This window comes from Collinsella sp. AM40-7AC, assembly GCF_003468125.1.
Classification (GTDB): Bacteria; Actinomycetota; Coriobacteriia; order Coriobacteriales; family Coriobacteriaceae; genus Collinsella; species Collinsella aerofaciens_O.
On the sequence record NZ_QSGK01000012.1, the window covers coordinates 21290 to 33897 of the forward strand.

A 12608-nucleotide genomic window follows, 5' to 3' on the forward strand; every position below is an offset into this window, starting at 1 on the left:
CCACTAAAGCTCTGCCAAAAACTTTTCAGCGGCCTTTACCGCATCTCTCGGTTTTCCCGTATCAACAGCCCATTCAGTTAGGCATTCTTTCTTATCGTTATAAACCTTCTTGTGCAACTCAAGCGCTTTACGCCCCTCGATGCGCGCCTCATCGATCAAGCCAGCATCCTTGAGCTCTCTTGCTTTGTTAGAACTAACATTGGCCAGCTGAAATCTAGCTCTCAAATAAGAGGAATCTCCCGTGGGGAAACCACCGCTTTTAAAGCCTCTATAGGCTTTTTCAAGCATGTTTTCAGCTTCAGGATACTTGCCCATCAACATGTTGGCAACGCCCTTGTTGGTAAGCACGATTAAAGCCTGAAGGCTGTTTGTGCCAAACAGAGTCTTACGCGCTTTGTAGGCCTTGTCGTAATACTTCAAAGCCCTTTTAAGGTACTCTTGCCCTTCGGAAGCGTTGCCCTCTTGTTTAAGCTTGGCACCGTATTGTTGGCATGTTGCTCCGTAGTTGTTAATAAAGCGAGCCTCATCGGCATCTAGTTCCTTGGCTTTTTTATCCTTAAGCGCTCTCACAACTTGATTCTGATAGTAGAAAGCCTTGTCGAAGTCTTTGAATCGTTTCCAGGAAATACCAAGATCATTAAGCGCCGAAAGATAAATGAGCCGTTCATTCGGATAATGCTCCCTTACGTCATTTAAAACTTCAACGGTATCTGCGATGGCTTGTTCATGCCATGTTCTTTCGCCTCTGGTTAACCAAAGTTGAGTTTTAAGAGCCGCAGTCTTGAGTTTTGCTCTCAAGAAATAAATGCTAGGTTCATCTGCAGAGCTTGTAGGAGCGTAAGAACATTGAATTTCTTTATAAAGGTCATATGCCTGCTCAACTTGACCGTTGTGCCATGCCGCCTCGGCATATTGCATGCGAGCATTAAAAGCTGCCTCGGATCCAAGAACGTCCACACCTTCTACAGCAAGAAGTTGCCTTGCCTTGAGCACATGAAGTCTATAAGTATCCTTTGCATAGGCAGTCCTTTTATCGTCTGAGCCCAACTGCCCGAGCAAATCTCCGCACGCCTTGAAAAGCTTCAATACGACAGGGCCCTTAGCAGATCTACGAATGAGATCGGCGACAACCTCATGCATTTCAAAGCTATCTTGCCGCTTCCATACAAAGGAAAGATTTTCAAGTTGAGCAATAGCATTAGGATCAATGAAGGATTCCCCCACTGCCATCATAAATTCGTAGTCCCAGTACTCAATAAAAGCAGCGGTATAGATGGCAGGCTTAAGGGAGGCATCGAGGCCCCGTAAATACACTTCGACGAGATTATCATAATCAACAATGCAAAGAAGGTCGCGCCTTGCCTCCGCGACTGACGATCTATTAATCATGTCAGCAAGCATTATTAAGTATACGGGTATTCCTCTGGCTTTCTCCACAGCCAAGCTACGCAGCTCGGAATCACTGACTCCGCATTTCACCAACAGGTCGTCTGCTTCAGATGAGCTCATGGGCTCAAGCTGAACAGGAAAACGAACCACATTTTTCCATGCAAGTCTGCAGCGCCCAGCGACAATCCAGAGAGACCCCTTTGTCTCCGAGATGGTCTTTGCCCAATCGTATCGACCTATTCGCCATTCACCAGCAACCCAACCCAGCTTCTCAAATGTATCCAAAAAGAAGATAAGCTTCCGTTCATTGCGACCAGTCCACGCTTCGATATCAGACTTAAGACTAGCCGCCAATGACCTTTTCAAATCACTGGAGGTTTTCTCTTCCGTTAGGCTCTTCCATTCATTACACGCTTTGGCACTTTTAATAGAATCGGCTGCATAAACCCCAATCTCAATGGCAGCATTAAGAATAGAGCCACCAAGGCCTTGGGTAAATTGATCAATAAAGGGAGCAGCAAGACCCGACAACATCGTCGAAATCTCGACTCCCTTATTTTTTGCTTGCTCAAAATCAGCGCAGAACTCGGCTTTAGCCAATGCAAAATTCGATGCTTTTGCTCTCCATGCGTAGTAATTCATCCTAAAGGTTGGACTTGGCACTCCGTTGCATGCAAGAAGATCCGAGAGCTCTTTTAGAATCTTCTCTTCAGAGGTTATCTCTTCTCCTTCAAAGCTATGCCTGGTAACAACGGTATTGTGGGTAAACCTATGTGTAAAGTCGGAATACAACTCTTCCATGAGGAACGTCTTCCCAAGCCCGCCGGTCCCGTAGATCGAAAAGACCTTGCCAGTCCCGTTTTCCTTCGAAAGCACTTCGGCAGCAACTTCTTGAATATGCGCTCGCGAACTTGAACGACCGCTCATCTCAGACGATGGCTTCAAGGTGTAGTCATTGGCCATGCTTGCTGCATAGCTCTGATCGTCGCCAAGAACAAAGACATCAGTTCCCATTGCAGTACCCCAATCTTATAGTTTCAGAAGTTATCGATAGTCGCTTCCAGTTTCTTTTCGAAGGGATTTCAGAGTTTTATCCTTTCTGGCCTTACGACCATCAGAGTTCCTAAGTGTTCCTGCAGGAAGGTCATGCTTCTTCTCGTAGGTACCAACCGTACAGTCGCTTCTCGTTTTCCTGACTTTTCCAAACATTCCTTTCCTCCTTACATAGGACGTAATATGCCAGCAATAAATACAAACAGCGAATGGTCCGAGGTATGCGCGGCTCACATAAAGCGAGTGCTCTATAATTCGCTGTGTGAAAGAATCGAAGCTTTATTAGCAATGAGGGCTATAAGGGGTGGGCGGCCCTTTGCAGAAAGCAAAGGGCCGCCCATTGTACTAATTCCTCAATACAAATCTTTCGTATAGAATTTGTCGGCAACATCTGCAAGATGTTTAGCCGATAATTGGCAATATTTAAAATGGCTATCCATTAGTAATGAGGCTAGAGGCTCTTCCTCCACACCATCTTGTCCACGACGCCGGTGTAGCTCTGGATGATCTTGACCACCTTGGTGGACACGGTCTCGTCGGCGTAGTCGGGGACGGGAGCCTCGGGCAGCGACCCCTCCGCATCGAGCTCGACGGCGGTGCGGACGGCCTGGAGCAGGCCGCGCTCGCTGATGCCGGCCAGCGTGAAGCACGCCTTGTCCAGGGCCTCGGGGCGCTCGGTGGAGGTGCGGATGCACACCGCCGGGAACGGATGCCCGACGCTCGCGAAGAAGCTGGACTCCTCGGGCAGGGTACCGGAGTCAGACACCACGGCGAAGGCGTTCATCTGCAGGCAGTTGTAGTCGTGGAAGCCCATGGGCTCGTGCATGCGGACGCGGGGGTCGAGCTGAAAGCCGGTGGCCTCCAGGCGCTTGCGGGAGCGCGGGTGACAGGAGTACAGGATCGGCATGTCGTACCTCTCGGCCAGCGCGTTAATGGCGGTGAACAGGCTCGTGAAGTTGACCTCGGTGTCGATGTTCTCCTCGCGGTGGGCGGACAGCAGCATGTACTTCTTCGGCTCCAGCCCGAGCTCGGTCAGGACGTCCGACGCCTCGATCTTCTCCAGGTTGGCGCGCAGGACCTCTGCCATGGGCGACCCGGTGACGTAGGTGCGCTCGGGGGCGCAGCCGGTGTCCTTCAGGTAGCGGCGGGCGTGCTCGGAGTAGGCCAGGTTGACGTCGGAGATCACGTCGACGATGCGGCGGTTGGTCTCCTCGGGCAGGCACTCGTCCTTGCAGCGGTTGCCCGCCTCCATGTGGAAGATGGGGATGTGCAGGCGCTTGGCCGCGATGGCGGACAGGCAGCTGTTAGTGTCGCCCAGGATCAGAAGGGCGTCGGGCTGGACCTGGACCATGAGCCTGTAGCTCGCGGCGATGATGTTGCCCACGGTCTCGCCGAGGTCGGCGCCCACGGCGTCCAGGTAGACGTCGGGGTCGGCGAGCTCCAGGTCGCGGAAGAAGATGCCGTTGAGCGTGTAGTCGTAGTTCTGACCGGTGTGCGCCAGCAGGCAGTCGAAGTGGCGGCGGCACTTCTTGATGACCTCGGACAGGCGGATGACCTCGGGGCGGGTGCCCACGATAATGAGCAGCTTCAGGCGGCCGTCGTCCTCGAATGCGATATCGGAATAGTCCTTGCCCATGCGGCTAGACCTCCTCGTAGTAGGTGTCGGGATTCTCGGGGTCGAAGGGCTCGTTGGCCCACATGACCGTCACGAGGTCCTCGGTGTCGGACAGGTTGGTGATGGAGTGCGTGTAGCCGGGGACCATCTCCACGGCGCGCATGTCCGAACCCGAGACGGTGTACTCGTCGACGGGGAACGGGTTTCCATCGGAGTCCTCCCCCACCTTCCTGAGCTTGATGGAGGCGGTGCCGGAGACCACCAGGAACCTCTCCCACTTGCTCATGTGCCAGTGGTTGCCCTTGGTGATACCGGGCCTCGAGACGTTGATGGAGACCTGGCCGCGCTCCGGCGTGCGCAGGAACTCGGTGAACGAGCCGCGCACGTCCACGTTAGGCTTGAGTCCGTAGGCGAAGTGCCCCGGCTCGTAGTAGGACAGGAACGTGCTCCAGAGCTTCTTGGAGAAGGAGCCCTCGGTCAGGTCGGGCACCGAGAGCGTCTCGCGGCTGTCTCGGAAACTGTCCAGCAGGTAGACGATCTCGCCCAGCGTCTTCACGTCGGTTTCTGGGACGTAGCAGAACTGATCTCCCTCGATGCGCTCGAGCCCCTCGTATCCGCAGCGGTGCTCACGCCCCAGCAGGGCGCCCAGCATCTCGTCGACCAGGTCGTCGATGTAGAGGAGCTCGAGCTCCACCGAGGGGTCGTTCACGGTGTAGGGGCGGCCGTTGGCGATGGCGTCGCAGAAGGTCGCCACGGCGGAGTTGTAGCGCGGGCGGCACCACTTGCCGTAGAGGTTGGGGAAGCGGTAGATGAGTACCGGGGCGCCCGTGCGCTCGGAATACTCGCGGAACAGGCCCTCCCCCGCGAGCTTGGACTCGCCGTAGACCGAGCCCTCGAAGCGGCCCGACAGGCTCGCCTGCGCGGAGCTGGAGAGCATGACGGGGCATTTATTCCCGTGGCGCTCCAAGGTGTCCAGCAGCGTGGAGGCGAACCCGAAGTTGCCCTCCATGAACTCCGCCTGGTCCTTGGGGCGGTTGACGCCGGCCAGGTTGAAGACGAAGTCGGCGCGGGAGCAGTAGTCCTCCAGCTCAGCGGGCGTCGAGTCGACGTCGTACTCCATGACCTCGAGGGGCAGCAGGCTCGCATACTTCTCGCGACGGTCCTTGCCGTCCCTTATGTTCTTCAGCGCACAGCAGAGGTTCCTACCCACGAACCCCTTCGATCCAGTGATTAGTACTTTCAAGATTAATTCCATTCCAAAAATCTAGGCAAATTGGTCACTTATTTTGTAGATGAAATAATGACGATACTTCGTCTTTAAATAGGTAACAGGCAATGAAAATACTGCATATCAAAGAAATTGTTGACCACAGCAGTCCATACCAAAACGCAACACAAGAAAGCGCTATCCACAACGAGCACGGTATCACGATTTTATAACAGAGCTTAAAGCCGATTTCTCGGTTTAGTACGAACGCTCTAACTGCAAGATTTACAATAAACCCGAGAAGAACGGCAACATTTACTCCATTTGCGCCTAAAATATTGATAAATAAAGGCGAAAAGCCTACAGCGACTAAACCTGCAATTACCGTTGAAACGGTAATTGTCTTTGTTTTTTTGATAGCATAAAAAACGTTGCCAACAAAGCCAGAGTATCCACTAATTAAAGCAACGACAAGGGCAAGCGGGACTATATCGATTGCATCGCCATAGGAACCCCTGACGAAAAGTGGAAAGGCACACCTGAGCATGGGGAGCAGAAGAGCAAAGGCGGCCGATAAGAAAGTCAGATACGTACGGCATGCACGTGTATAAAAAAGAGAGTCTGCCCCTTTAGAGCTTTCTGAGAATGAAAGGTCTTGCCATGCATATGTAAAACACGTTGTTGCAAGAACTATGACCTGGCCAAATTTATTTCCAACAGAGAACACGCCGCTTGCAGCATTTCCGCTCATATAGTTGAAAACAAGTCGAGAAGCGCTTGATAATAGCCAATAAGAAGCCGTGTTCAAGCATAAGGGCGCAGCAAAACGCAATAGGCTTTTTGTTAGTTCGTTATCCTTTTCTGACGACTTGACTATCTCGCCAATACCAATAGTCCAGCCAAGATAAACACACTGAACTATTGAGCCTATTACATAACTGATATACAGAGCGGAATAGTCAAAATGGAGTAAAAGAATCAGACCAATATTTGTAACTGCAATTACAACACTGCTCAAAATACCAGATAACGTAAACTCAGCGTTCTTTCCATAGCCCCTTGCTACAAAACAAAAAAACGTTGACGTAGATATTGCAACTCCATAACTCATCAACCATACCGGATGACCCAGAGAAAGGGATGAGCACAATACCACTCCAAGTATTACAAATACTACCGTCGCGCATAGTAACAGATATAGACCAGATCGAACAACTGTTGCCTTACTATTTCTGTCTGAGCGATCATACATAAAACGTAAGACGGCAGACCAAAGTTCGAAGTATGCAATCGAACTTACAATTGTGATAAGAGTAAGCGAAATATCGTAAGCACCGTAATCTTCTGTTGGAATTTGAGAAGTGTATAACGGCAACATAATGATGCCGAGTGCTTTTGATAATCCAGAACCAAGCATAAACAGCAATGAGTTCTTAATAAAGCTTTTTTTACTGCCCATTATCTTGTAAATGCCCCTATGCAGTTTTTGATTTTTGACACAAAAGCGTTTTTAATTGCGCCGCATCTGTTTCTAATACACCATACGCGATGCTCATTATCGAAATAAGAACCGCATGTTGCTTCAATACCTTCATTTACGTAACAATCAAAATAGTTAGCGCGTTTATTAGGGCAGTAGCTATGTCGATAAATTTCGAAGTCGAAATTGTCAACAGGGACCTCAATAGTGTCTTTCTTGATATCCTTCAGAAAGGTTAATCCATTTTCCGTATTTGCAAGAACAAGAGAGGTGCCAAGATCGTCATCAAACGCGGGGTCAATTAGCCAATAATCTGCCAGTGTTATATCTGCTTCATGACGTTTATACAGCTCACACGTATAACATGATTTTCTTAAGGAATAATTGCCCAAAAAGAAGAAGAAGTAATGGCAATTATCGAGGGAAGGTTCTTCTATATTCGATCCATCTGAAAAGTACCAACGCATGTGCTGCTCTCTCCAACCGTGACTTTTCTCGCGAAAGGTCACATCAGTCAAACGGCTCCCCTTTTGACTTTCGACTAGACGAGCGTAATCAGCAAAAAAACCGGGCGAAGGAACACCGTGACAGAAGAAATCAACTGTCAGTAAATTGGAGTACTGTTTTCCAAGATACCGGTTTAGTCCGATAACTTGACAAGGCGTGCCGCAAAACAGGACCTGTTCACCAGAACATAGATGCTGTTTTACACGAGCATAAGTTGGCCACGCCTCACTTTGGACATACTTAGAACGTAGGATTTTCTCCAAGGAATGCGTTTCCGTAGATGCATGTATAACCCTATGGCCCTCCGCATCGAAAACCGCTCCGAACACTACACCATTTGACTCTAAAACTCGCTTGGCTAGTAGACCCATGATTCCGCCAGATGATCCAGCGGCTCTTTCGTCTTTTCGGGAGGCATATAGCGCTTCGATTTCAATCGGGTTATGTTTGGCACTATCCCGAGACGCCTGACAGACATTGAGACACTTGTGACAGGCAATGCACTGATTATTATCTACGCGGGGGTAAGAAAAGCCTTCCCTATCGGTTGTCATACAAATTGAACCCGTCGGACACGCAGCGGCACATGCTCCACATCCTGTGCATAAGGAGGAAATCCCATCGATGTCCTCGATAGTCACTGACTCATTACCTGCCATCTATTCGCCGATTCCTGAAAGAGCTGAAATCAAATATTTTTCGCTATCGGAACGCCATGCGGCAAGCCTATTATGAGTTTCTGAATAATCAATTTTCATTGCAAGGGCCCGATCCCATTCTGAAGATGAAGCTACGTACCTGCAGCTCATTCCAAGACGATCAAGCAAGCCTTCCATTCTTGAATTCATCGATTTTTTGGAGCCGATAGCATCTCGTGGAAAAACAATACATGGCGTTTTGTATAACGTCGAAAATACCGTGGCATGGAAGGAATCGGTACAGACTAAATCAGCATCGCGAATAATTGCAATAAATTCTGACGGGCCAATATCCCAACGCGTTTTGAAAGAGGAGTCAACGGATGCAGGTATATTAATAATAGGAAGACCAAGCTTATTGGCAGTATCCTTGATTTTTGAATCGAATTCGTTACGCTCTCCAAATTTGTATACCGCTATGTAACGTTCCGGAAGCCAGTCAGGTCGAATTGCAATCTTATCGTAGTCTTTATCGGTAAGAAGCATAGTCGGATCAACGACTACCGGAGCTTTAACTCCAGCATCGGCAAGTAGCTTAGCGCCGGAATCCTCGCGTACGGAAACATAATCAATCCCGGCAACAAACTCTGCAAGATTGTCGTAGCACGCATCGGGAAGAACGGAAACACCAAAGCTTGGAGCATATGCTATCGTGAGACGCTCGCCAACAGCAAATTGCAAGAAATAACCAGGGTCATTGACTCCTCCATGGACTCTTGGGTTCCATACCTGGTCGCTTCCACAAATATAACAATCAAAATCATCGACAGATTTTTTTAATGCTGCAAAATCATAAGTTTCGTTTGATATTACGAGGTGAGCATTCTGAAACTTCTGAAAATACCTACTACGGGCTTGACGAACCTTTTTTGTTAAAACAGTTCCGAGCGCCTGTCGGAAGGTGTTCCCTGAAAAGAAAATACCCTTAAAACGAACGACCGGACTCATCTTTTTATTTAACATAGGTTCATTATCCCCATGATAAAGAATATCGCTGGGTTCATGTCCCTCAAGAATTAACCAGCGCTGCAGGGCATATGCCTGCAAAATAGCTCCATAATTGTCATTAAACGACGGAGTTGAAGTTAAGATTCCAATTTTAGCCACTGTCTACTGCACCGCCTCGTGCTCGCGGCCCTCGAGTGCCAGCTGCACGTACTCGGCCGTCTTGATCTTGGCGATGGTGCCCTCCACGTCGAGTCTCTCGGTGTTGTGGGAGGTGTAGGACTCGTCGGCCTGGGTCTCCACCTCGCCGTCCACGACGAACTTGTCGTAGTTCAGGTCGCGCGAGTCGCAGGCCACGCGGTAGTAGCCGCCCATGTCCTCGGACCTCAGTCGCTCCTCGCGGGTCATGAGGGTCTCGAAGAGCTTCTCGCCGTGGCGGGTGCCGATCACCTGGGTGCCCACGCGGCCGAAGACCTCCTGGACGGCCTCGGCGAGGTCGCCGATGGTGGACGCCGGCGCCTTCTGGATGAACAGGTCGCCGGGGTTGGCGTGCTCGAAGGCGAACTGCACCAGGTCCACCGCCTCGTCCAGGTTCATGAGGAAGCGGGTCATGTTGGGGTCGGTGACCGTCAGCGGCTCGCCCTTGCGGATGCGGTCGATGAACAGCGGGATGACGCTGCCGCGCGAGCACATGACGTTGCCGTAGCGGGTGCAGCAGATGGTGGTGCGGCCGGCGCCGTTGCGGGCGTTGGCGTAGATTATGGACTCCATCATGGCCTTGGACTTGCCCATGGCGTTGATGGGGTATGCGGCCTTGTCGGTGGACAGGCACACGACGCGGTCGACGCCCTCCTCAATCGCTGCGTGCAGCACGTTGTCCGTGCCGATGACGTTGGTGCGGACGGCCTCCATGGGGAAGAACTCGCAGGAGGGCACCTGCTTGAGGGCGGCGGCGTGGAAGATGTAGTCCACGCCGTGCATGGCGTCGCGCACGCTCTGGGCGTTGCGGACGTCGCCGATGAAGAAGCGCACCTTGGAGGCGAGCTCGGGCGACCTCTCCTGCAGGCGGTGGCGCATGTCGTCCTGCTTCTTCTCATCGCGGGAGAAGATGCGGATCTCGGCCAGGTCGGTGTTCATGAAGTGCTTGAGCACGGTGTTGCCGAACGAGCCGGTGCCACCCGTGATCATGAGGGTCTTGTCTTTAAATGCAGTGCTTGATTTCATTATTTATCTCCTAATAACTCGATAAGGTCACAAAACGCCGACGGCGTGTTGTTCCAGAAGTTTTTCTCAAGCTCTTCCACCGTAGGCGGTTCATGAGACATACGGAGGAAGTCGCGAAGCTTTGTCGCCGCCTCAGAGGCATCACTCCTTTCATCCAATAGCAGCACGTCGCCGTAACGCTTCAAGTACGGCATGCTTGGCTCGTCATCTATGGGATAAGTAGCCAATATGGGTTTGCGCAAGGCCATGAGCTCGAACACTTTCGAGGGTGTCATGTTGTCTAGGCGATTTCCGAGGGTGAGTACGAAATCTGCCGAACGCAAAAGCGCCACGGCATCGCCGTGCGAAAGACGCCCCCGAATCTCAATGCGTCGGTCACTCGAAGCTGCCGCATTGAGATCGTCATTGGCTGCATCACCGACGAACACAACTCGCAGCGGTTCCTCCGGCATGCAGGAAAGCACGTTCAGGAAGAAGCGAGGTGAGCGAATCCCCTTGGGAAGAGAACCCGCATAGACGATAGTCTTTACTCCTTTGGGAGTACCAGGATCGTCGGAACAATCGACCATCCTATGAAGGTCGAGCAAGGGGAGATCTAAGAAGCGCATTTTTTCGAACCATGGTTCGTTAACACATCGATCCATATGGAAACAGCGGGCTGACTCCATAGACACGACAACATCGGCATTGTCGAGCAACTCGCGATCCCAACGTTTGCCTCGCTCCTCAAGTTGTTTTGCAGATAAAAAGCGCGGGCCATAACCGCCCACAAAGCTGTCCAGGAACCAAGCAATGTAGTGAAGCCGTGGGTTCCGGGATTTGGCCTCATGCGCAGCGATGAGAGCGTCGATTTGAGTGTATGCCCCCACCACGATGTCGGCGCCGACGCAAGCCTCGCAAACTGCCCTGGTCACGCGTCGAGAATAGCCTTTTGACACAAGGGGCCACGTGCCCAAAGAGCGCAGCATTCCGAAACGGTTGGCCGCGACGATAGCAGTATGGGCAGCCGAACGACCGGGATGTCTCGCAAGTGCTACGTCGACCCAGCGGGGATCGATCTCGCGAAACTCTACCCCATCCTGTCGGTCGTGTGATTCAAACTCATGGTTACAAACCCAAACGACCTCGTGCCCGCGTCGCACTAGCTCCGAGACAACGGCCTGTGCACATATCCCGTTGGCGCTCAACCGCTGAAGTGCAGCGATGACAATTTTCATTGCTGCACCTCGGCTTCGCATTCAGCGGCAGCTTTTTCGCTGCGAATGAATCCCTCGAGGAGGATGACCATGAAAGCAAATCTGTAGGAAAAGAGAATTGATTCATATGCCATAACAACGATCAAGACTATGCACAGGGCTCGGGACATACGTCCATTACATTGCTTAAACAAGGATCCAACATAAAAAACAAGGGCGCAGAATCCAATAATTCCAGAATAATTGAGCGTCTGAATCCATGTCGCACAGTAATTTAGGCCGTCGCTGTCAAACCCGGTGGACAGCGCGTTGTAGCTCATATAAGAACCAAGGTTGTTAAGACCAACTCCAACAACCTGATGAAAGGAGTCGAGAAATCCAAAGCATATGAATCCGCGGATAACTCTATTATCCAACGAGCCTCCGGCAGCAAGCCTCTCGCCCGCCGCGGTTATCCAGTCGACATTATGAAACGGAAGGTACAGAACAGCAACGAGAAGCATTAACGATGCAACAAGAAAGTCAAGTTGTGTCTTCTTCTTAAAAACAAGGAAAAAGATCAATACCAGGATTGAGGCAAGCAAACCTGAGTTTGCTGAGCTGAGAGCATAAGTGACCACCAGCAAAACAAATCTAGGAAGTGATTTATCCTTCTCCCCTATGGCAAATATAACCAAAGCCGGCAAGGTGAAAAGTGAATAATAGCTGGGTTCGAGGAAGAGCGAGGACGGCCTGAAATACCATTGGTACTTGTCGGTCCAAGTGTCAAAGGTCTTCTCAGGTGAGAAGACTAGGCTGTCAGATATGACAATGGGGAGATAGCCGCCGCTCGCAAGATGGTAAACATACTGGATAACCAGGTATAGCGCGGCAACAGTGACGAGTAGCAGATAAAGGTCTCGAACGGCGTCCCAGGAGAAATGTCTCCGCGCAACCAATATTAAACCTGCGTAAAAAACTAGCCTCGCAACGAGTGTCCAAAACTCGCCGAAAGAAAAGTAATCGAAAGTGAAACCGCCGATGACACTTAACCCAATCGAGACTAGGTAGAAGAAAAATAGGGAACGATCAACCAAAGTGCCAATAATTTTCCCGTCAGCAATAAGAAAACCAAGGATGAAGGGGGCAACTAATATTTCACCGAGCGAAACCACGTTGCCCACGCCGATATACTGTTGTAAAAAGGGCAAAAGAATAACTAGTACGCTGAAACACTTGTTTGCGAACGAGGCTGTCGTTATCGCGACTGGAGCCTTTATCCGCGAACAGGCAACTGAGTTGATTCCGACCATCT

General features: G+C 50.9%; 9 protein-coding genes. All 9 read right to left on the bottom strand.

The annotated features are described in order from the left end of the window. Positions 1–3: 3 nt before the first annotated feature. The 9 genes from DW892_RS09195 to DW892_RS09235 all read right to left on the bottom strand — a co-directional run bounded on the left by DW892_RS09195 (position 4) and on the right by DW892_RS09235 (position 12606). Positions 4–2403: a tetratricopeptide repeat protein gene (locus tag DW892_RS09195; RefSeq protein WP_117767100.1), complete on the bottom strand. Its 2400-nt coding sequence runs from the start codon at positions 2401–2403 to the stop codon at positions 4–6. 490 nt (positions 2404–2893) lie between these two features. After that, positions 2894–4078 carry a non-hydrolyzing UDP-N-acetylglucosamine 2-epimerase gene (gene wecB / locus DW892_RS09200; protein WP_117767102.1) on the bottom strand — a complete coding sequence of 395 codons (1185 nt, stop codon included), beginning with the start codon at positions 4076–4078 and terminating at the stop codon, positions 2894–2896. 4 nt (positions 4079–4082) lie between these two features. Next, positions 4083–5312 carry an NAD-dependent epimerase/dehydratase family protein gene (locus tag DW892_RS09205; protein ID WP_187365020.1) on the bottom strand — a complete coding sequence of 410 codons (1230 nt, stop codon included), beginning with the start codon at positions 5310–5312 and terminating at the stop codon, positions 4083–4085. Between the two features lie 22 nt (positions 5313–5334). Next, positions 5335–6723, bottom strand: a complete 1389-nt coding sequence (locus DW892_RS09210; RefSeq protein WP_117767106.1) for a lipopolysaccharide biosynthesis protein — start codon at positions 6721–6723, stop codon at positions 5335–5337. Further along, positions 6723–7910 carry a Coenzyme F420 hydrogenase/dehydrogenase, beta subunit C-terminal domain gene (locus tag DW892_RS09215; RefSeq protein ID WP_117767108.1) on the bottom strand — a complete coding sequence of 396 codons (1188 nt, stop codon included), beginning with the start codon at positions 7908–7910 and terminating at the stop codon, positions 6723–6725. Before DW892_RS09215 ends, DW892_RS09210 begins: the two co-directional genes overlap by 1 nt. Continuing rightward, a complete protein-coding gene (locus DW892_RS09220) occupies positions 7911–9056 on the bottom strand; it encodes a polysaccharide pyruvyl transferase family protein (RefSeq protein ID WP_117767110.1) in 1146 nt (381 codons plus the stop codon). Positions 9057–9059: 3 nt separating this feature from the next. Then, positions 9060–10118 carry a polysaccharide biosynthesis protein gene (locus DW892_RS09225; protein WP_117767112.1) on the bottom strand — a complete coding sequence of 353 codons (1059 nt, stop codon included), beginning with the start codon at positions 10116–10118 and terminating at the stop codon, positions 9060–9062. Next, a complete protein-coding gene (locus DW892_RS09230; RefSeq protein ID WP_158567054.1) occupies positions 10118–11335 on the bottom strand; it encodes a glycosyltransferase in 1218 nt (405 codons plus the stop codon). The genes DW892_RS09225 and DW892_RS09230 overlap by 1 nt, the downstream gene beginning before the upstream one ends. Beyond that, positions 11332–12606: a hypothetical protein gene (locus DW892_RS09235; RefSeq protein WP_117767116.1), complete on the bottom strand. Its 1275-nt coding sequence runs from the start codon at positions 12604–12606 to the stop codon at positions 11332–11334. The genes DW892_RS09230 and DW892_RS09235 overlap by 4 nt, the downstream gene beginning before the upstream one ends. Between the last annotated feature and the right edge of the window lie 2 nt (positions 12607–12608).